The organism is Thalassospira xianhensis MCCC 1A02616 (assembly GCF_003326475.1).
GTDB lineage: Bacteria > Pseudomonadota > Alphaproteobacteria > Rhodospirillales > Thalassospiraceae > Thalassospira > Thalassospira xianhensis.
This window is the reverse complement of the sequence record NZ_JPWA01000052.1, coordinates 1-21,368: the sequence shown is the minus strand read 5'-3', so window position 1 is coordinate 21,368 and position 21,368 is coordinate 1. Positions and strand designations below refer to the sequence as shown.

General features: G+C 56.3%; 17 protein-coding genes and 1 pseudogene. 6 read left to right on the top strand and 12 right to left on the bottom strand.

Translation table 11 applies throughout. The features are described 5' to 3' along the window. On the top strand, positions 1 to 1,311 hold a 1,311-nt coding region (locus TH5_RS23780; protein ID WP_114123956.1), incomplete at its 5' end, for a chloride channel protein. 107 nt (positions 1,312 to 1,418) lie between these two features. On the opposite strand, the gene TH5_RS23775 is transcribed toward TH5_RS23780, so the two are convergent. Then, positions 1,419 to 2,159: an EF-hand domain-containing protein gene (locus tag TH5_RS23775; RefSeq protein WP_114123955.1), complete on the bottom strand. Its 741-nt coding sequence runs from the start codon at positions 2,157 to 2,159 to the stop codon at positions 1,419 to 1,421. A gap of 207 nt (positions 2,160 to 2,366) precedes the next feature. On the opposite strand from TH5_RS23775, the gene TH5_RS23770 reads away from it, so the two are divergent. After that, the gene (locus tag TH5_RS23770; protein WP_063095137.1) at positions 2,367 to 4,724 is read left to right on the top strand and encodes an ATP-dependent helicase; all 2,358 of its coding nucleotides are present in this window, start codon (positions 2,367 to 2,369) and stop codon (positions 4,722 to 4,724) included. Positions 4,725 to 4,784: 60 nt separating this feature from the next. Then, entirely contained in the window at positions 4,785 to 5,666 is an 882-nt protein-coding gene (locus TH5_RS23765; protein WP_062947777.1) for a 50S ribosomal protein L11 methyltransferase, read from the top strand. On the opposite strand, the gene TH5_RS23760 is transcribed toward TH5_RS23765, so the two are convergent. The 3 genes from TH5_RS23760 to TH5_RS23750 all read right to left on the bottom strand — a co-directional run bounded on the left by TH5_RS23760 (position 5,663) and on the right by TH5_RS23750 (position 7,716). Next, positions 5,663 to 6,424 (bottom strand): sulfite exporter TauE/SafE family protein, encoded by a 762-nt coding sequence (locus TH5_RS23760; RefSeq protein ID WP_114123954.1) that lies wholly within the window; start codon positions 6,422 to 6,424, stop codon positions 5,663 to 5,665. The genes TH5_RS23765 and TH5_RS23760 overlap by 4 nt on opposite strands. A gap of 159 nt (positions 6,425 to 6,583) precedes the next feature. Then, positions 6,584 to 7,324 carry an SDR family oxidoreductase gene (locus tag TH5_RS23755; protein WP_114123953.1) on the bottom strand — a complete coding sequence of 247 codons (741 nt, stop codon included), beginning with the start codon at positions 7,322 to 7,324 and terminating at the stop codon, positions 6,584 to 6,586. A gap of 194 nt (positions 7,325 to 7,518) precedes the next feature. Beyond that, on the bottom strand, positions 7,519 to 7,716 hold the full coding sequence (locus TH5_RS23750; RefSeq protein WP_142994591.1) for a hypothetical protein: 198 nt from the start codon (positions 7,714 to 7,716) through the stop codon (positions 7,519 to 7,521). A 275-nt stretch (positions 7,717 to 7,991) separates the two neighbouring features. On the opposite strand from TH5_RS23750, the gene TH5_RS23745 reads away from it, so the two are divergent. After that, on the top strand, positions 7,992 to 10,016 hold the full coding sequence (locus tag TH5_RS23745) for an aminopeptidase P family protein (protein ID WP_114123952.1): 2,025 nt from the start codon (positions 7,992 to 7,994) through the stop codon (positions 10,014 to 10,016). A gap of 163 nt (positions 10,017 to 10,179) precedes the next feature. Further along, positions 10,180 to 11,235, top strand: coding sequence for an L-glyceraldehyde 3-phosphate reductase (gene mgrA, locus TH5_RS23740; protein ID WP_114123951.1), 1,056 nt, complete (start codon positions 10,180 to 10,182; stop codon positions 11,233 to 11,235). A gap of 59 nt (positions 11,236 to 11,294) precedes the next feature. Here the strand turns inward: mgrA and TH5_RS23735 are convergent, their stop codons facing one another. Further along, complete coding sequence (locus TH5_RS23735) at positions 11,295 to 12,200, bottom strand: LysR family transcriptional regulator (RefSeq protein ID WP_037992114.1); 906 nt, start codon at positions 12,198 to 12,200, stop codon at positions 11,295 to 11,297. Positions 12,201 to 12,341: 141 nt separating this feature from the next. Here TH5_RS23735 and TH5_RS23730 point away from each other — a divergent pair, with 141 nt between their 5' ends. Next, positions 12,342 to 13,388 (top strand): DMT family transporter, encoded by a 1,047-nt coding sequence (locus TH5_RS23730; RefSeq protein WP_114123950.1) that lies wholly within the window; start codon positions 12,342 to 12,344, stop codon positions 13,386 to 13,388. Positions 13,389 to 13,397: 9 nt separating this feature from the next. Here TH5_RS23730 and TH5_RS23725 read toward each other — a convergent pair whose 3' ends face one another. The 7 genes and pseudogenes from TH5_RS23725 to TH5_RS23695 form a co-directional block, all read right to left on the bottom strand. Beyond that, positions 13,398 to 13,946: a thermonuclease family protein gene (locus TH5_RS23725; RefSeq protein ID WP_114123949.1), complete on the bottom strand. Its 549-nt coding sequence runs from the start codon at positions 13,944 to 13,946 to the stop codon at positions 13,398 to 13,400. Between the two features lie 16 nt (positions 13,947 to 13,962). Next, a complete protein-coding gene (locus TH5_RS23720; RefSeq protein ID WP_114123948.1) occupies positions 13,963 to 14,355 on the bottom strand; it encodes a hypothetical protein in 393 nt (130 codons plus the stop codon). A gap of 34 nt (positions 14,356 to 14,389) precedes the next feature. Continuing rightward, positions 14,390 to 16,459 carry an NAD-dependent DNA ligase LigA gene (gene ligA, locus TH5_RS23715; protein ID WP_385969618.1) on the bottom strand — a complete coding sequence of 690 codons (2,070 nt, stop codon included), beginning with the start codon at positions 16,457 to 16,459 and terminating at the stop codon, positions 14,390 to 14,392. A gap of 93 nt (positions 16,460 to 16,552) precedes the next feature. Then, positions 16,553 to 18,223 carry a DNA repair protein RecN gene (gene recN / locus TH5_RS23710; protein ID WP_097053165.1) on the bottom strand — a complete coding sequence of 557 codons (1,671 nt, stop codon included), beginning with the start codon at positions 18,221 to 18,223 and terminating at the stop codon, positions 16,553 to 16,555. 225 nt (positions 18,224 to 18,448) lie between these two features. After that, entirely contained in the window at positions 18,449 to 19,273 is an 825-nt protein-coding gene (locus tag TH5_RS23705; protein WP_114123946.1) for an outer membrane protein assembly factor BamD, read from the bottom strand. Positions 19,274 to 19,496: 223 nt separating this feature from the next. Beyond that, entirely contained in the window at positions 19,497 to 20,465 is a 969-nt protein-coding gene (gene lpxC, locus TH5_RS23700) for a UDP-3-O-acyl-N-acetylglucosamine deacetylase (protein ID WP_114123945.1), read from the bottom strand. Between the two features lie 297 nt (positions 20,466 to 20,762). Continuing rightward, positions 20,763 to 21,368 (bottom strand): annotated as a pseudogene (locus tag TH5_RS23695) (cell division protein FtsZ); the annotation flags it as partial.

The window sequence follows — 21,368 nt, the reverse complement described above, 5'->3', positions numbered from 1 at the left end:
CGGCGCAGCACGGCGCGCACCCTGCTTGGATGCGGCGTGGCATCCGCGGTTGCGGCGTCTTTCAATGCGCCGCTGGCGGGTGCATTGTTTGCCCACGAGGTTGCCCTCGGTCATTATGCCCTGACCGCATTTGCACCGATTGTTCTGGCATCGGTGACCGGTACGATCATCACCCGGCTTTATTTCGGCAGCGACATTGCCTTTCTGTTGCCGGCCAACGAAATCCAGTCGTTTCTGGAATTTCCGGCCTTTGCGCTTTTGGGGATTGCGGCGGGGATCACCGCGATTTGCGTAACACGTGCCATCCCGGTTGTGCAAATGGCGGCCAAGGCATCGAAAATTCCGGGCTGGTTGCGACCCGCCGTGGCGGGGCTTGTGATCGGTATTGTTGCGATCAAGTTCCCGCAGATTGTCGGCGTTGGTTACGGTGCGATGAATGATGCGCTTTACGGGGCGTATGGCTGGTCATTTCTGGTGCAGCTTCTGATCGTGAAGGCCGCAATGGTGGCGATCTGCATCGGCATGGGCTTTGCGGGCGGGATTTTCAGTCCGGCCCTTTTCCTTGGTGCGATGCTGGGTGGGGCATTCGGGGTGACGGCAACGGCGATTTTCCCCGATCTTTCATCGGGGTACGGGGCCTATACACTGGTTGGTATGGGGGCGGTGGCGGCGGCCATGCTGGGCGCGCCGATTTCAACAACCCTGATCATCTTTGAACTGACCGGCGACTATGCCCTGACCATTGCGGTGATGGTGGCATCGGTGATTGCATCAATTGTGATGGACCAGTTCCAGGGCGGATCGTTCTTTGCCTGGCAGCTTAAATGCCGGGGGCTTTCGACCCGCTGGGGCCGGGAAATGAATTTGCTGCGCATGATGAAGGTCGCCGACATCATGAAGGCGGAATATCAGACCGTGCCGCTCGGCGACGGGATGCCGTCCATTCGCGAAAAGCTGATCAATGCGCCTTATTCCGAACTGTTTGTGATTGATGATGATGGCCGGTTGCACGGTACGATCACACTGGCCGATTTGCGCCATGCGGCGTTTGATCCGGAAATGGGCGAAGAAGTCACCGCAGGGCAGGTCGCCCGATCCAAGCCGCCGGTTCTGCTGCGTACTGACAGCATCGAAAAGGCCGTGCGTCTGATGGAACAGACCGGCGAGGAGCACCTGCCGGTGATCAATAACGAGGAAGAACGTCTGATGGTCGGTTTCGTCCATGAAAAGGACGCGATGATGGCCTATAACAACGCGCTTCTGGAACTGCAAAGCGAAGAACGCGGTGATGCGCCGCCCAAGCTGTTCTAGGGTCTTTCCCGAACGTGACAGGCAAAAAAGGCCGCCGGTTTGATGTCTGAGCCGGCGGCAGGTTGGGGTTCTCGCTTCGTCGAAGAGACCCGGTGTTACATGGTCAATTACGCCATAAGCTGCGCCATCAGGCGGTTGTCGAACGGTGTTGCGCCATTGCCGACGGTGGCGGCGTCATCGCCTGTGCTGCTGGTCTGGCTGCTGGCAGACGGGGTTTCGTCCGCCGGGGCGGCAGCCATCAGTTCGGCAAGGCTGACAATGCCGTCTTCGTTGGTATCAAGCGGGTCGTAATTTTCGGTATCGGATGTTGCGGCACTGTCACCACCAGATGAACTGCCCGTGCTCTCGTCCGCAGTTGCCGTGGCCGTTGTGGCACCGGGTGGTGGTGCCATGCTTGTCAGGTAATCGTCTTGGGAAATGCTTTCAGCATCACTTCCCGACATCATGGACCACAGGTTTTCAGCCATTTCATCGCTGACATCGTCGGGTTTGCCTGCCAGGAATTCGTCCTTGGTCAGGGTGCCGTCATCATCGGTATCAAGGTCATTAAACAGTTGCTGCGCGTCAAAATCGCCATCGGAGGCCGATGTATCCGTGCTTTCCTGCATTTCCAGCAGCATGGCTTTGATCTGATCGGAAAGCTGATCAACGCTGCCCTGTCCGTTGGCAGCAATTTCCGAAACCGCGTCGACCGCCTGTGTCGAGGCGGTGCTTTGCGCGCTGGTCAGGGCGAAGGCACCGATGCCTTCTACGCCGCTACTGCTTTCGGTAGACTGGCTGCTACCGGTCGACTGTGTTTGGCTAAATATTTGCGCAAGACTGGCACTCAGACTGTCGATGCCGCTCATCAGGGGCTCCTTGCGTGGTGATTGTCGTTATGACTGTTCACGCAAGGCGCAGGAAAAACTGGCGCAGAAAAGCAGGCGGAAAAATATTTTCAGGGAAAAAATTGGTCGACGTTCCTGATTTGTTGCACAATAAGCAACCCGATATCGCCACTTGATTGAATGCCAATACTGGCCCCGTTTGCAGAGCATGTTATATATCCCGACATGATGGATGATCCCTTTGAAATCGATGAATTCGCCGCAAGCCCGGAAATGCGCCTTCAGGACGCACCCGCACCCGATTACCTTGCCAATCTGAATGCCGAGCAACGCGAAGCGGTCGAAACGCTTGATGGTCCGTTGCTGGTACTGGCAGGTGCCGGGACAGGGAAAACGCGCGTTCTGACGACCCGTCTTGCCCATCTGCTGGAAACCAAGGGACAGACCGAGCGCCTGCATCCGCAGCAAATTCTTGCCGTGACCTTTACCAACCGCGCGGCCAAGGAAATGCAGGAACGTGTCGCCCATGCGCTGGGCCGTCCGGTTGAAGGATGGTGGCTGGGGACTTTCCACTCGCTGGCCGCCCGCCTGTTGCGCCGCCATGCCGAATTGGTCGGCCTGCAATCAAACTTCACGATCCTTGATAGCGATGATCAGGTCCGCCTGCTTAAGCAGATCATGGATGCCGAACAGATCGATCAGAAAAAATGGCCGGCCAAGCAGCTTATGGGGATCATCCAGCGCTGGAAGGACAAGGGGCTTTCACCCGAACGGGTCAATGAAAGTGTCGAGTTCGCCAATGGCGGGGCCAAGTACCTTTATAAAATCTATCAGGAACGTCTGGCGGTTCTGAATGCGGCCGATTTCGGCGATCTTTTGCTGCATTGCCTGACCCTGTTTCAGAAACATCCGGAAATCCTGCGCCGTTATCAGGAAACCTTCCGCTATGTTCTGGTCGATGAATATCAGGATACCAACGTGGCCCAATATCTTTGGCTGCGCGCGCTGGCGATGGTTCATCGCAATATCTGCTGTGTCGGTGATGATGATCAGGCGATCTATAGCTGGCGTGGGGCCGAGGTCGGCAACATCCTGCGTTTCGAGTCCGATTTCCCCGGTGCGAAGGTTGTTCGGCTGGAACAGAATTATCGTTCCACCCCGCATATTCTGGCGGCGGCGTCCAAGCTGATTACCTTTAACGATGGTCGTCTGGGCAAGGAGCTTTGGACTGAACTTGATACCGGCGAAAAGGTGTTCGTCAAAGGTGTCTGGGATGGCGAGGCCGAGGCGCGGCTGGTTGGCGAGGATATCGAAGCCCTGCAAAGCCGTGGCATCGGTGCATCCCAGATGGCGATCCTTGTCCGCGCCGGGTTCCAGACCCGCGAGTTTGAGGAACGGCTGATCACGCTGGGTATCCCGTACCGGGTTGTTGGCGGACCGCGTTTCTATGAACGTCAGGAAATCCGCGATGCGCTGGCTTATATCCGCATGGTCGCCCAACCCGATGACAGCCTTGCGTTTGAACGCATCGTCAATGTGCCCAAGCGCGGGGTGGGGAAGGCCACCTTGCAAACCCTGCATCAATATTCGCGTGATCAGGCCGTGTCGCTTCCGGCGGCGGCCCTTGATCTGATCGGGACCGAGGAACTCAAACCCAAAATGCGTCAGGCGATTGGCGGATTGCTGGGCGATTTCAAACGCTGGCGCGAAATGCTTGAAACCACATCGCATGTGGCGGTGCTTGAAACGGTTCTGGATGAAAGCGGCTATACCGATATGTGGCGGACATCGAAGGAAATCGATGCGCCGGGCCGTCTGGAGAACCTCAAAGAACTGGTATCTGCGATTGGCGAGTTTGAAAACCTGACCAGCTTCCTTGAGCATGTGTCGCTGGTGATGGAAAACGAACAGAATGCCGATCAGGAAAAAGTCACCATCATGACCCTGCATGCGGCCAAGGGGCTGGAATTTGACTATGTCTTCCTGCCCGGTTGGGAAGAAGGCGTTTTCCCCCATCAGCGCGCCATGGATGAAAGCGGCGTCAAGGGACTTGAGGAAGAACGTCGTCTGGCCTATGTCGGCATCACGCGTGCGCGCAAACGTGCCACGGTTTCCTATGCGGCCAACCGTCGGATTTATAACCAGTGGCAATCGGCCCTGCCGTCACGCTTTGTCGATGAATTGCCGGACGAGCATGTCGAACGCATCAGCGACACCGGCCTTGGCAATCATCGTGGCAATGTATCGCCCGGTGCATGGGGTGCCGACGACTGGATGAAAATGCCAAGCTGGGCGGATAATAAACCGGCGGAAAGCTATAACCCCTATGGCGGGACCGGCGAGCGCCGGTTTGCCAGCGCGGGATGGCAGGACCGGGTGCGCAAAAACGTGATTGATGTAAAGCCGGACGGTGAAACCAGCTACACCACCAGTTCGAAATCATCGAAATACAAGGTCGGCGATGCGGTGCGTCATCGCAAATTCGGCCCCGGTACCGTGAAGGCGGTCGATGGCAACAAGCTTGAAATCCATTTCGAGGGTGTCGGCACGAAGAAAGTGGTCGACAGTTTCATCCTGCCGGGTTAAGCCGCCCGGACATTATTTCTGGTGCGGTCAAACGGCCGCCGCAATCTTGCGAGAAGCGATATGACCGAAACCGTTCGTTGCTATAATTTCACCTTCGAGGTTGATGGCAAATATGCCCCGGCCTTTGCCGAGGCGTTGTATGAGCATTGCGATGCCCTGTCGCATTTCGAACGGCCGGGCGATCCGACTGCACCCTGGAAGGTCGAAGGCTTTTCGGGTGATCATCTTGACAAGACCGCGGTTGAAACCGCCGTATCATTGATGGCGTCTGCGGTCGGTGTCGACGTGCCGGTGGTCGAATTTGGCACCTACGAGCCCAAGGACTGGGTTAGCGACAATCTGCGCAGCTTCAAGCCGATTTCGGTTGGCCGGTTCTATGTCCATGGCTCGCACTGGGAAGACGGTATTCCGGTGGCCAAAACCGGTTTGCAGGTCGATGCCGGTCTGGCATTCGGTTCTGGTGAACACCAGACGACCAAGGGGTGCCTTGCGGCAATCGACTGGATCGCCAAACATTCGTACCGTTACAACGCGCTTGATATGGGCTGCGGGTCCGGCATTCTGGGCATGGCATGTGCCAAAACATGGCGCTGCCCGGTGATGATGGCTGATATTGATGCCGCATCGGTGCGCGTTGCCCGTGAAAATGCCCGGATCAACAAGATCACCGATCTGGTCACCGCGATCCATTCCAACGGTTTTAGCGACGTGCGCATCCGCAATGCCGGTTATTACGACATTGTGTGTGCCAATATCCTTGCCCGCCCGTTGCGCCATATGGCACGCGACCTGCGCGGTACGTTGGCGGAAGGTGGTTATGTGGTACTGTCGGGGCTTCTGTCCCATCAGGAACAGTTTGTCCTGTCGGCCTATCGCGATGTTGGCCTGTCGCTGGTCAAGCGTTTCCCGGTCGAGGAATGGACGACGCTGGTGGTTGGCTAAGCCACCAGCAAAGCACTGACAAACCGGTAAATCCCGAACCCGCCAAGGATCACGATCAGCAATCCGACGGCGATCATCAGGGGTTTGTGGGGTATGATGCGGACAAGCACGGCGGCAAGCGGTGCGGCGGGTACGCCGCCGATCACCAGTGCCAGTGCCGCCATCCCGAAACTTTCCAGTCCGAAATGCCCCGCAAAGGTCACGGTGATCATCACTGTCACGAAAAATTCCGATGCCGCCGAGGTGCCCAGCATCCGGTGCGGTTCGGCATGGCCACGATAGACCAGCGTGCTTGATACGATCGGCCCCCACCCGCCGCCGCCAACCGCATCAAGGAACCCGCCAACCAGACCAAGCGGGGCAAGCCCGCGCATGGCCGCAGGCGGTTGTACCTTGCGCACCGCCTTGGCAATGACCAGAACGCCCAGTGCGCTTAGGTAAAGGGCGACAAACGGCGCAAGATATTCCCCGATCCCCGATGACAGCAACGCCGCCCCGGCAGCGCCGCCGATGGAACCGGCAATCGCCAGTGTCCTGACCATTTTCCAGTCAACATTGCGCGCGAAATGATGTGATGTGCCGGAAACGGCGGTGGTGAAAACCTCGGCGGCGTGCACTGTGGCACTGGCTTGCGCCGGGGGCAGGCCGATGCTGATCAGAAGCGATGTCGATGTCAGGCCATAGGCCATGCCAAGCGCACCATCAACAAGCTGTGCGGCAAAGCCGATCAGAACGATCCACCAGAAAAAGTCGTCCATTTATGTGCGTTGCTCCAACAAGAACACAACGCCGGAATTGTATCGACAGGCCGCGTTTTTGATATCGGCAAATGCGCGGCTGGCGGAATGCCCGTCATGCATAAATGCCGCAGGACATTTTTGTGATTGTCGGGGTGATAGGGCCGTCTGCGGCCGGGCTTATCGCCCGCCCGCCACATCAATCAGCGCCCCGGTGACATAGGATGCACTATCTGACAGCAGCCAGTAGATCAGATTGGCGACCTCGTTTGCCTTGCCCGCGCGCCCCAGCGGGCAGAACGGGCCAAGTTCGGCAACCCGTTCCGGTCGGCCGGCACTGCCATGGATATCGGTATCAATAATGCCCGGCCGCACGGCATTGACGCGAATGCCTTTGGGGCCAAGTTCCTTGGAAAGTCCGATCGTCAGGGTGTCAATCGCGCCCTTGGAACCAGCATAATCAACATATTCGCCCGGTGATCCCAGTTTGGAGGCCATCGAGGATACATTGACGATTGAACCGCCCGCATGTGACAGGGCGCGTGCAGCTTCGCGGGCCACGATATAGGCCCCCAGCACATTGGTATCAAACACCGATTTCATCCGTTCGATGCTCATATCCGCCAGATCGCTTTTGGGGGCGACGATCCCGGCATTATTGACCACCGCATCGATTGTGCCGAACCGGTCAAGCGTTGCCTGAAACAGGTCCAAGACGTCCTGTTCGTATTTCACGTCGCATTTCTGGGCGAAAACATTGCCGGTTCGTCCGGCCCGTTCGCACAGCGCACAGGTTTCATCGGCACTTTCCTTGTTGCCGACATAGCTGATGGCGACGTTCCAGTCGTTTTGCGCACACAGAATGGCGGTGGCGCGGCCGATGCCGCGTGATCCACCGGTGATCAGAACGGTTTTTGTCATGGATGTTTCCCCGAAAATCAACGTCGGGCGATACTATGGCGCGGCTTTTACGCTCTGGTCAAAAAGAAACGGCCCTGCTGTGGAGTAGCAGGGCCGTCTCAGAGGGAAAGACAAAAAAGACCGCAAGGATCGTGAACCTTCGATCCTGCGCTTCGTCCAATGGCATCAAAGACCTTCGCGGGCGGGATTGATCCCTATTCCCTGTCCGTTGCTTCCATCGAAAGGGTCTGACCCCGATGATGGCTTTCAGCATCGTCTGCCAGAAGGGCAGGGCCTGTATCAAGGCCGAGCGCGGCTCGTTCCGTAAGGGTGAGGCGCTCTAGACCGTCATAGGCCGTCTGACGACGACGCGATTGAACAACGTTCTGGACAGTAATTGGAAAACGGATCACCGTTTTGGTCTCCTGCAAATTGACGTCCCGACGGGCCATCTTTTTGTCACGCGCCTGTAATAGATTAAACATCTCTTAATTTGCATTGCGAAGCTTGCAGGGCTTTCATACCCATCATGCATGTGGTGGTATAGGCGTAATGCCGGTGTAGTTTACCGGTCGTCCGATTGGTGTGTCCTGCCACGTTTTCTGGCATTCCATCTTGCAAGTGATCGGCGAAAACCCTTAGATAGCTTTGGTCGGATGCTGCCCCACGCACAGAAACGAGGATTTTGATGACCCTTCCCGGCGATACCCAACTTGCTGCCATGCTTGAACGTGACGGCGTCAACAAGGACGTCACTGCCATTGTCGATCTGATTGACGGTGTTATTGCCAGTGCCAATGGCGATACGCGAACCGACTGGCTTGATCTGGTCGGAGGCAAGCTTGGCGATGATCTGAAATCGGCCCTGCTGGTATTGCGCGATGAACGCAAATCGGAATTTCTGTATGCCAAGGATGGCTATGATGCCGCGGCCCGGATCGAAGCGCTTCGCAAATATCTTGCCGCCAAGGGTGTCGATGGCTTCGTCGTTCCGCGATCAGATGAACATCAGGGCGAATATGTTCCGGCCTGTGCCGAACGTCTGGCGTGGCTGACCGGCTTTACCGGATCTGCCGGGGCCGCCGTGGTGCTTGCCGACAAGGCCGCCGTGTTTGTCGATGGTCGTTACACCATTCAGGTCCGTCAGCAGGTCAACCGCGACATTTACGAATATCGTCATCTGGTCGATGAACCGGTTGTCGGCTGGATTCACGACAATCTGAAATCCGGACAGAAACTGGCCTATGACCCCCATCTGCATACCGTGCAGCAGGCCGAACATCTGCGTGGTGCGTGCGAGGGTGTTGGTGCCGAACTGGTCGCAATCGAGCCCAATCCGATTGATATTCTCTGGCATAAACAGCCCGCCATGCCGGTTGCGCCTGTACGCCCGCATCTTTTGGAACATGCCGGTAAATCAAACTCGGAAAAACGCAAACAGATTGCCGAAATGCTCGAAAAACTCGAATGCGACAGTGCGGTGATTTCCGCACCCGACAGCATCGCATGGCTTCTGAATATCCGGGGGGGCGATGTGCCCCATATTCCGCTGCCGCTGGGATATGCCATCATCAATGGCGATGCATCGGTTGATCTGTTTATGGATGAACGCAAATTTCCGGCTGAAACCATCAAATGGCTTGAAAACGATGCGACCATCCGCCAACCGGGCGAACTGGAAGAAGCCCTTGGCGCGTTGGGTAATCAATCCGTCCGTCTGGACGAGGCAACCGCATCCGACTGGTTGCGCATGAAGCTTTCCGATGCCGGGGCAACCATGCGGATCGGCCGTGATCCGGTGGCGTTGCCCAAGGCTTGCAAGAACGAGGTCGAGCTCGAAGGATCGCGCAAAGCGCATAAGCGCGACGGCGAAAAGATTATCCGCTATTTCGCATGGCTTGAAGAAGCCGCAGCCGATGGCAGCATTGACGAACGCATGGCGGCAGACAAACTTCTCGCACTTCGTGCCGAAGACCCCATGTTTCGCGATACCAGTTTTGAAACCATCCCGGGCAGCGGCCCGAACGGGGCTTTGTGCCATTATCGCAATACTCCCGAAACCAATCGGAAATTGTCACCGGGCGAAATTTTCCTGATCGATAGTGGCGGGCAATATCTGGACGGGACCACCGATATCACCCGTACCACCGTGATCGGGCAACCGACCCAGGAACATCGTGATCGCTTCACCCGTGTGCTGAAGGGGCATATCGCCCTTGCGCGTGCGATTTTCCCGGTCGGCACCACCGGCCAGCAGCTTGATACCCTTGCCCGTGCGCCGCTTTGGGAAGCCGGGCTTGATTTCGACCATGGCACCGGGCATGGCGTTGGCAGTTACCTTGGCGTTCATGAAGGTCCGCAACGGATTTCCAAGGCCCCGAACAAGATCGCGCTTAAACCCGGCATGATCCTGTCGAACGAACCGGGTTTCTATAAGGAAGGCGAATATGGCATCCGGATTGAAAACCTGATCGCGGTTGTCGAAGTCGATGGCCCGGTCGGGGCCGATCGTCCGATGCTGGGCTTTGAAACGCTGACCTTCTCGCCGATTGAACGCAAACTGATTGATCCGGAACTGATGACCAAGGATGAATTGCAGTGGCTGAACGATTACCACGCACAGGTCTATGCCATGTATGCCGACGATCTTGACGAAGATCTTCTTGAATGGCTGCAAAAGGCAACGGCACCGATCAAGAAACGCGTGGCGTAAGTTCGGTCTTCAGGCAAGGCGCATTGCAAAACCATCCCGACATATCGGGGTGGTTTTTTCATTTTAACACGCCTGACAGCGCGGTCTTTTTGCCTTATGAATAAAACATTGGATCGATTCAATTGCGGGCATGACCCCAAAAGAAAATAAGCAGGAGGAATAAATGGCGTCAGTGGAAGAAGGCTGGAATGCCAATCCCGCACGTTACAACAATGCAACCTATAACCGGTCGGGCAAAAGCGGCCTGATGCTGCCGCAGATCACGCTGGGCCTTTGGCAGAATTTTGGCGGTGTTGACGTTTTTGAGACGCAGCGCGCGATGATTCGGCGTGCCTTTGATCGCGGTGTCATCCATTTCGATCTTGCCAACAACTATGGCCCGCCCCCCGGATCGGCCGAGGAAAACTTTGGCAAGGTGCTGGCAAAGGACCTTAAATCCCATCGTGACGAGCTGGTGATTTCAACCAAGGCGGGTTACCGCATGTGGCCGGGGCCATTTGGCGAGTGGGGTTCGCGCAAATATCTGATTTCAAGTCTGGATCAAAGCCTGTCGCGGATGGGGCTTGATTATGTTGATATCTTCTATTCACATCGCGTTGATCCGAATACACCGCTTGCCGAAACCATGGGCGCACTCGATCAGATCGTCCGTTCGGGCAAGGCTCTTTATGTCGGCATTTCGTCCTATTCCGCTGAAATGACCCGCAAGGCGCAGGCGATCCTGTCCGATCTGGGCACGCCCTGCGTCATTCATCAGCCATCCTATTCGATGCTGAACCGCTGGGTCGAAACCGAAGGACTGCTTGATACCCTGTCCGAGCTTGGCATTGGCTGTATTGCTTTTTCGCCGCTTGCGCAGGGGCTTTTGACCAATAAATACCTTAATGGTGTGCCGGAAAATTCCCGTGCGGCCCTTGAAGGATCGTTCCAGTCCGGCATGCTGTCCGAAGACAATCTGAACCGCGTGCGGGCGCTGAACGAAATTGCCAAACGCCGTGGTCAGACACTGGCACAGATGGCGATTGCATGGGTGCTGCGTCGCCCGGAAATCACATCGGCCCTGATTGGGGCGCGTCATGTCGAACAGCTTGATAACAGCCTTGATGCCCTGAAAAATCTTGAATTTAGTGCCGAGGAACTGGCTGAAATCGACAAATACGCGACCGATGGTGGCCTGAACCTGTGGCAGAAATCATCTGATTCCGAAGCCCCGGTCTGATGGCTTCAAAGCCTTTACATCAAACCCCGGTACGTTCTTCGTGCCGGGGTTTTGTTTTTTTAATTATCCGCCATCGGCATGGTGCCCGCCAGATCGCGCAATGTATCGAGCACGGCCTTGGCCCCGGTACTGAGCGGGCGGTCCTGAAGCCAGGACAGCATCACCTTGCGCGACAATTGCGGATTGACGATCCGCCGTGCCTTGAGCCGCCCGGTCGATAATTCCATCACCAAAGAGCTTCGCGGCAAAACCGTATGGCCCAGATCGCGATGCACCAGATCGACCAGAACCCGCAAGGCATCGGCTTCGACCACCGGGGTCAGGGGGCGACCGGCACGAAATGCTGCTTCCTGCATCTTGGCGCGCAACCCGTGTTTCGGGGTTGGCATGATCAATGGCAGCGCCAGAACATCTTCATAGGCAATTTCGGTTTCGCCTTCGCCAACGCGCGACGGATGGGAAATCAGAAACAGGTCTTCGCGCCACAATGGTTCGGCATGCAGGCTGCGTGATATCATGCCGTCATGCAGGATGCCGATATCAAGCCGCCCTGATAACAATCCTTCCTGCACGTCACCTGTCAAATCCTCGGCAATCGAGATGTTCAGATCGGGATAGCGTTCACGCAACGCTTCGACCAGCGCGCCCGTAATGACAATCCCCGCACTGGGCGGCACACCGACATGAACATGGCCGGTCACCTTGCTGCGTCGGGCCGACAGATCGGCCTCAAGCCGCGCGAGATCGCCGAGAATAACCCGTGCCCGTTCGGCCAGCATCTGACCGGCTTCGGTCAGTTTTACGCCCCGCCCGGTCCGTTCCAGCAGGCGGGTATCAAGTGCTTCTTCCAGAAGGTTAAGCTGCCGGCTAAGAGCTGGTTGCGACAGGTTAAGCCGGTCGGCTGCGCGCGACAAGCTGCCAAGTTCGGCAATGTGAACAAAGCTTCGAAGCTGTTTGATGTCCATTTATCTGCAATCCAGAAGGAATATGAACCGGCGGATGTTTTGTTAGATATAGCAAACCCTGATATCTGATAACATTTAATTCGAATTGAATAATGGCTATGCGCGGCAGATAGTTAAGGTCGAGAGAGACCGGAGACAATAATGACAAAGCCATCCGCGCCAGCAGATGCCAAATCCGTGGCAAAGCCATCGGGTTCGGCCCTGACCCTTGTATTGCTGTCGACTGTTGCATTCGCGATGAAGGGGCTGTTGGCGAAATACGTTTATGCAACCGGCATGACGGTGGATGGTTTGCTGCTGTTGCGTTTTCTGATCGCGATGCCGTTTTTCTGGATCGGTGTTTATCTGTTTGGCAAACACCGCCCGGGTGAACGCACGATGAAGCCGGTCGATATTCTCTGGGGCGCACTATATGGCGGGCTGTTCTTTGCCGCTGCCCTGTTTGACTTTACCGCTGTGTCGGTGATTGATGTCACCGTCTCGCGGATCGTGCTTTTCACATTCCCGGCCATCGTCCTGATCCTTGAATGCCTGCATAAGTGGCGGCTTCCTCCCTTGCGCCAGTTTGTCTGCTTTGCAGTCACTTATTTCGGGTTGGTACTTGTTCTCGCCCCCAACGGGATCGGTGCTGTTTCAGATCAGCTTTGGCTGGGGGCGTCCCTCGCGTTTGCCTCCGCCCTGACTTATGCCTGTTATCTTTATTTCGGGCAGCGGATGATTTCGGTCATTGGGTCAATGCATTTTGCTGCCCTGGTCAATACCATGGCCGGTGTATCGATGATCATCTATGAACTGGTTGTGACCAAGCCGCTGAACCTGAATTTTGACGGGGTTTTGTGGACGGCGGGCATTTCGATCTTTTGCACTGTGATCCCGTTCTTCCTTCTTTATGAAGGCATCCGGCGGATCGGCGCGACGCAGGCCGCGCTGATTTCGCTTTCGGGGCCTGCCATGACATTCTTTGCCGCGTGGCTGTTGCTGGGCGAGGTCCTGACAGCGCCACAGGCGCTTGGCTTTGCTGTGGTTATTGTCGGCGTTGCGTCGATCAAGAATGGCGTCACACTGGCTGGTCTTGGCCGGTTGCTGGCCCGGCCGTTCTTTTCGGCAACCGGTCGTAGTTCGGGTGATGCCAACGCGGCAGACACGGACCAAGAACCAGCAGCCGATGTAGCGGGTAAAGGCGCCTGATCGCGACCCTTATTCGTCACGTTGCCAGCGGCGGACTTCTGTCTGATGTTCGGGTAACCGTTCCCCGCGCCGCCATAGCAACGGGTCGATAAACTGTCCGGCCCATGCACCGGCACGGCTCTGCCGCGCACTGTTTTCAACCGAACCATAAGACGGCATTTCATCGGTTCGCGCCACGGCCATACCGCGTGCAATCAGGCCCTGACCGATATCCTGACCATTGGCATTGCGACAGATCGCCATATTTCGGTGATAGCGGTTCTTGCCCTGCACCTTACATGTGATTGGCCCGGCGGCGATCAGATTGGTGATGACCTGCCAGGCATCCGCACCACAAGCGGTGGTCTGGCCATTCACAAGGCATTTCTGAAACCGTTCCAGCGCATCCGCACCCCAAAGATCGACGCGTTTGAACCCGAATTCCAGCGTATCGCCATCAACGGCACGCGCCTTGCCGACCAGCTCGTCAAAATCGGGATCGGCATGGACAGGGGCAGATAACGTCGCCCAGATCGCAACGCTCAGGCAGGCTGCACGGACGAAAGGTGCGGCAGGCATATCGGCCCCTGATGTGTCAGTAAAGGTCGCTATAGCGGATTTCATCAAGCTGGGCGAAAACGATCTTCCATGTCTCATCCTGTTTGAGCAGGGCAAAGGCATAATCACAATCAAAGATCAGATTGTTTTCCGAATTGCCGAACCGGAAGGACACAATGGCGCGCGATCCGCCGGGCAGGGCGGAATGCTGTTCGACCAGCATCGATTTGGCCATGGCCAGATCGGCGTTTTTCAGTTCGTCAAAGAACGACTCATTGTATTTATGCAGATCCTCTACCGAGCCGATGGCATGTACACCCATCAGGTCATTGATCAGGCACGGGAAATTGTAAAACGCGTCAAGGGCGTCTGCTTCGAATTTAAGATGTGCATCGACATAGCGGCGAAAAAAGCTGCCCAGGTCTTCCATCGGATACGTTTTCCTTCCGCTATGCCCGTGCTGATCATTCTGCGATCAGATCAAGCCATCCTTGTTCATCCAAAACAGTAACACCTAATTCTTCTGCTTTCTTTAATTTGGATCCCGCACCCGGTCCTGCAACCAGAAAATCTGTTTTCGCTGAAACGGAACCGGCCACTTTCGCGCCAAGACTTTCGGCCTTGACCTTGGCCTCGTTGCGCGAAAACAGTTCCAGCTTGCCGGTAAAGACAACCGTTTTGCCGCTAACGGGGCTGTCTGTAACCTGCGGGGCTTCGACATCTTCGATGGTCAGAACGGCCTGAAGGTCATCAAGAACATCTCGGTTATGTTCTTCTGCCATGAATTCAATCAGGTCATGGGCCACACTAGGGCCGATCTGGTCGATATTGATCAGGTCGCGCAACGCATCACTATCGGGCGTTCCGGCATCATTCATTGCCGTGCGCCATTCCGCGATCGATCCGTAATGCCGGGCCAGAAGCTTTGCGGTGGCCTGCCCTATCTGGCGGATACCAAGGGCATAGATAAACCTGTCCAGCGGCACCGTACGCCGTTCATTGATGCTGGCAAACAGTTTTTCGGCCGATTTATCGCCCCAGCCTTCAAGCTTGCGAAGGGCATCACCGTGCTTTTCCTCGATCCGGAAAATATCGGCCGGTGACTGGACCCAGCCAAGGTCAAAGAACGCCTCGATATGTTTGCCGCCCATGCCTTCGATGTCGAACGCATTACGCGATACAAAATGCTTAAGACGTTCGACTGCCTGCGCAGGGCAGATCAACCCGCCGCTGCACCGTGTGACGGCTTCGCCTTCTTCGCGTATGGCATGGCTGCCGCATTTCGGGCAGGTTTCCGGGAAGTGATAGGGCACGGCATCATCGGGGCGTTCATCGACAATAACCTCGACCACCTGCGGGATGACATCACCAGCACGCTGGATAACAACAAGGTCATTGACCTGCACGCCCAGCCGTTCGATTTCATCGCGGTTATGAAGGGTCGCGTTGGATACCACAACACCGCCCACCGTCACGGGTTCAAGCCGCGCAACCGGGGTTAATGCGCCGGTACGGCCAACCTGGATATCAATCGCCTTGACACGGGTGCGGGCCTGTTCCGCCGGGAATTTATGGGCAATCGCCCAGCGTGGTGACCGGCTGACAAAGCCAAGCCGCAACTGCAATTCGAAGTCGTTGACCTTATAGACAATGCCGTCGATGTCGTAATCGAGTTCGGCGCGCTGATTGCCGAGTTCCTCGTAGAAGGCCATGATCTCGTCGGTATTGTGCAAAAGCGTTGTGTGGGGATTGGTCACAAAGCCCCAGCCTTTGATCTTGCTGATGAAATCCCAATGCGTCTGGGCAAGGCTTTCAGAAAGTTCCCCAAAGCTATAGGCAAAGAAACGCAGCGGACGTTTGGCGCTGATGGTCGGGTCAAGCTGGCGAAGCGACCCGGCGGCGGCATTGCGTGGATTGGCAAATGTTTTGCCACCGGTTTCGGCCTGCGTTTCATTCAGCTTCTGGAAGGCCGAACGCGCCATATAAACCTCGCCACGGATTTCAACGACATCGGCCGGCGCATCTTCTGGCAGGGTTTTTGGGATATCGGTAATATGGGTGACATTGGCGGTCACGTCTTCGCCCTCTGTCCCGTCGCCACGCGTTGCCGCACTGACCAGTTCGCGGTTTTCATAACGCAGCGACAGCGACAGACCATCGATCTTGGGTTCACCAACGATTTCGACCGGACTATGTGCTGTCAGGTTCAGGAACCGGCGAATACGGGCCAGGAAATCAACAATGTCCTCGCGCGAGAATGCGTTGGCAAGCGACAGCATCGGACGCGCATGCTTGATTTTGGCAAAACCATCGGCCGGTGCGGCACCAACTTCCTGTGTCGGGCTGTTTTTCTTGAGCGTCGGATAGCGCGCCTCAAGTTCGATCAGGCGATTGAACAGCGCGTCGTATTCCGCATCGGGAACCAGCGGTTCGTCATTGATATAATACGCTTCGTTAAAGCCGCGAATACGGTCGGAAATTTCGGCATGTTGCTGGCCTGCCTCGGTCCGGGTTTCGGGCATCTCGGGGACAATGGACGAGGTTGACCCTTGTTCGGCGCTCATATTTCTTTTTATCCGTATTTAAGAGGCTGGAACGGGCAGTGGGGATGACCCCGCGCAAACGTTCTAGCGGGGTTGGTCTAACAGGCTGTCTGCCGCAGCACGGGCTTCGGCGGTGATCGAATGTCCGGCCAGCATCCGCGCGATTTCCTCGCGCCGGGCACCATCAACCAGCTCGTTCACACGGGTTACCATGCTGCCGTCATTTTCGCTTTTGGCAATGTTGAAATGGGTGCGTCCGCGGGCGGCAACCTGCGGGCTGTGCGTGATGACAAGGATCTGGCGTTCTTCGGCCAGCAAATGCAGGCGTTCGCCAATCGCAGCCGCCGTCGCTCCGCCAACACCACTGTCGACTTCGTCAAATACAAGGCTTGGCACGGCAGAAACACGCGCCAGAACCACCTTAAGCGCAAGCAGGAAGCGCGAAAGCTCGCCTCCGGATGCGATTTTGTTCAGTGGTCCGGCCGGACTGCCGGGGTTGGTGGCGACCATGAACTGAATGCGGTCGATCCCGTCGATGCCCCATTCGTTTTCTTCCAGCTCGGCAATGTCGGTGACAAAGCGCGCCTTTTCCATACGAAGCGGCGGCAGTTCGGCATTGATCGCGGTATCAAGCGTTTCGGCGGCGGCTTTGCGCGCACCGTGAAGCTTTTGCGCGGCATCAATAAAGGCCGCGCGGTGTTCGGCGACCGCAGCCGTCAGGCGCGACAGTTCCTTTTCACCGAATTCAAGCTGATCGATCTGGCTGCGGTAATCCTTCATCAGGCCATTCAGCCCATCGACCGGCACATTGTATTTGCGGGCCGCCGCGCGCAGCGCAAAAAGCCGTTCCTCGACATTTTCCTGCTGTCCGGTATCGACATTCAGATCGGCAAGGGTAACCGATATCGCACGCGATGCTTCTTCAAGCTCGATCGCGGCCCGGTCCAGTGCCTCGATAATCGGTTCGAACCGGCCTTCGGCCTTTTGCAATTCGCGTTCAAGATGGCGCTGCGCACTGCGAAGTGCACTTTCGGCCCCTTTGCCCCGCGAAAGTTCGCTTTCGGCATCGTTAAGGGCCGCGACAAGCTTTTCCCCATGCATCAGAAACTGGCGTTCCTCGGCAAGGCGTTCTTCCTCGCCTTCTTCGGGGCCAAGCTTTTCAAGCTCGTCAACCGCATGGCGCAGCCATTCTTCTTCTTCGCGCGCCTTGTTGATCCGGTTGGTGGCCGCAGTCAGTTCCTTTTGCGTGTCGCGCCATGCGCGCCACTGATCCCGTACCGCAAGGGCAAGACTGCCAAGATTTCCATGGGCATCAAGGGTCGCGCGGTGGGTTGTCGGGTCCAATAATCCGTGCTGGTCAAACTGTCCCTGAATTTCAACGCAGTAATTGCCGACATCGCGCAAAAGTCCGACTGAAACCGACTGATCATTGACATAGGCGCGCGACCGTCCGTCCGAGGTGACAACGCGGCGCACGACCAGTTCGTCGTCTTCAACCTCGATATCCTGTTCGGCCAGAAGCCCGTAAACCGGATGACCGGCGGGCAGGGTGAAGGTCGCGGTGACGCTGCATTTATCCGTACCATGACGGACAAGGCCGCTATCGGCACGCGCACCAAGTGCCAGACCCAATGAGTCGAGAAGGATCGATTTCCCCGCACCGGTTTCCCCGGTAAGCACACTAAGCCCGTCGCGGAAATCAAGGTCCAGCTTGTCGATCAGAACAACATTTCGGATGCTAAGCCGTCGAAGCATTGCGGGATACTGACATTGTTAAAACAGGTGCGATGGTGCCCGTCAGGCGACGTCGCGACAAGCAGAGTGCCCAATCGCAGCGCGCCTTGCAAGCTTTGGCAGAGCGCAAAATTCGAGGCATACCTGTGTGCCGCAGGAAAGAGCGAAAAATGTTGAAAAACAACTGACAAGAAATAGGTGTTCTCGATGCGTTCTCGTGCTCTAAGTCACGCGACGCGGCAAGAATCAGAACCAGTCACCGAGTGCGGTGGTGGTCGAATGCCACCAGCTTTCGCTCTCGCGGGTGTTCAGGCCATCACCAACCAGAAGATCGTATGAATCTTCATACCAGGGGCTGCCGGGGAAGTTGTGGCCCAGAACTGATGCCGTGCGTTTGGCTTCACCCTCAAGACCAAGTGCCAGATAGCTTTCGGTCAGACGGGCGAGTGCCTCGGGCACATGGGTGGTGGTCTGGTATTTATCCAGAACCGATTTGAACCGGTTGATCGCCGCCAGATATTCGCCGCGATCCTGATAATAACGGCCAACACTCATTTCCTTGCCGGCAAGGTGGTCGACCGTCAGATCCTTTTTCAGTTTCGCATCGCGCGCATACTGGCTGTCGGGGAAACGGCGGATCACGTCATCAAGTGAATCCATTGCATGCTGTGTCATCTGCTGATCGCGGCCGACGTCGGAAATCTGTTCGTAATAGGACAGCGCCTTGAGGTAATAGGCATACGGCACATCCGGGTTGGCCGGATGCAACGAGATGAAGCGATCAATCGCGGTGATCGCATCGTCATATTTGTTGTCCTGATAATAGGCATAGGCCGACATCAGCGTCGCCTTGGTTGCCCATACCGAATAGGGGTGCTGACGTTCGACTTCGTCAAATGCCTCGGCGGCTTTCTGATATTCCTTGGCATCCAGAAGGTCCTGCGCGCCATTGTAAAGTTCGGAAACCGGGCGTTCGACATATTCCGGTTTGTCGTCGCTGGAGCAGGCCGCAAGAAGCAGGGCCAGACCACAAGCAGCAATAACATTCTTGGCGGAAGCCTTACGAAGCACTGTGACGTTTCCTTAAGCTTTGTGACGCATTCAGGTGGAAATTTGCCGGACTATATCATGCCGGTATGGGCATAGGGCAAGTAGTTGTGTGCCCTTTGCAGGTACTTTTCTGGTGCCCTGACGAAATTGTAATTGCCACTGTGCAAACCGTGGTTGCAAAACACAACAAAAAAGCGGCCCCGAAGGACCGCTTATGTAGATAAGACCTGTTCACAGGATCGGCTCAAGCCGTTGCAAGAACGGGCGTTTCAACCGCATGAAGGGCAGATTTGCGCATCGGTGCAACACGCCATGCGCTTGCATCGGCAAACAGCGCTTTCAAAAGCAGGTTGTTGACATGATGCCCGGACTTGTACGCCGTGACCTTGCCCTGCAATTGCTTGCCGGCGGTGTAAAGATCGCCAAGGGCATCAAGAATCTTGTGGCGGACGAACTCGTCATCATAACGAAGACCTTCCTCGTTCATGACTTCGTCACCCGAAAGCACAACCGCATTGTCAAGTGAACCGCCGCGTGCCAAGCCCATCGACCGCATGGCTTCGACTTCGTGAAGGAAGCCAAAAGTACGGGCGCGCGCAATATTGGCAACAAACACGCCATCATCGAATTTCACCGACATGCGCTGGTTGTTGATTGCCTTGCTGGCGAAGTCGATTTCGAAATCGACTTCAAAGCCATGACCCGGTTCGATCCGTGCGGTGCAGCCCTTATATTCGACTTCAACCGGTTTCAGGACCTCGATCACCTGACGCGGTGCGTCCTGTTCCTCGATCCCGACACAATCGATCAGGAAGTTGAACGGTGCGGAACTGCCATCCATGACCGGCACTTCGTCGGCATCGATATCGATCAGAACGTTGTCTATGCGGCTACCGGCGAGGGCCGCCATCAGATGTTCAATCGTGCCAATCTTGATCCCGGCATCGCGGTCGCCAAGGCAGGTGCAAAGCTGGGTATCGATCACGCCATCGTAACGTGCCGGAAACAGCGGCTGGCCATCCAGATCCACGCGGCGGAATACGATACCGTGATTTTCAGATGCAGGGTGCAGGGTAATGCGGATTTTATGACCTGAATGCAGCCCGACACCGGCACAGCCGATCGATGCTTTAAGGGTGCGCTGGCGTACGATATCCTGATCGGATATGTCCGAAGACGTAAAGGCCGCGCTGAGGTCTGTAATCTTATTCACGGGAACCCCCAGAAGAGTCAGGTCAGTAAGTTATTCATCAAATGCGCTATGTCAGGCGCATCGGGGTGTTAACCCCATTTCTTAGTGTCAGACCCTACAGATACTGTGACAAGAGGACAAATCACTCTTTGTTACGCTTTGTAAGCGACTTAACGTATTGAAAAATATAAAATTAATTTCGAAAGACCGGAAAAATACAATTTCGGATTACAATGTTCCGAGGGTTTCACGTACAGGTTCCGCATTTAAAAAAAGGGGAAGGCCAAAGCCTTCCCCTTTTTCGCGCGGAGAATGTCGTCAGTTGGCCTGACGACGCAGGAAGGCTGGGATTTCCAGAAGGTCGTCAGACGCATTCGACGTCTTGACGCGGGAAGCTGGATCCGCCTTCAAGGAGTGGTTTGCGGTCTCGCCAAGCGACATTTCGGTCTGGCGCGGTGCCGGAGCCTGCGGCTGCGGATGTGCCTGACGCGGTGCTGCGTGGTGAGACTGTTCCCCATGATCGTCGTGTCCACCCTTGTTTTTGCCAAACAGGGTCCGCAGGCCAAAGCGCGGCGGGGTTGCGTTCTGGGCATCTGCTGCTTCGAACACATCCGGGCTGTGGTTTTGTTCTGCATCGCTCGGGCGGGCCGGACGCGGCGGAATAAAGGCCATGTCACCGTTTTCTTTCGGCTTTTCGGCCGGGGTGAAATGCTGTGCCGGACGCGAAACCGGCTTCGGCTTCAGAACGGTCTGGCCCAGTTCGATTGAACCGGTATCGGACGCCGGCTGATTGCTCAGTTCCGGTTGCTGTGCGCTGCCGGTTGCGGCAAAACGTTCGGCCGGAATTTCGTCAATCGATGCACCGCCCTGATAACCGTCATGTGCACTGGCAACGGCGGCTTCCGGGGCGCTGGCGACGGCTGC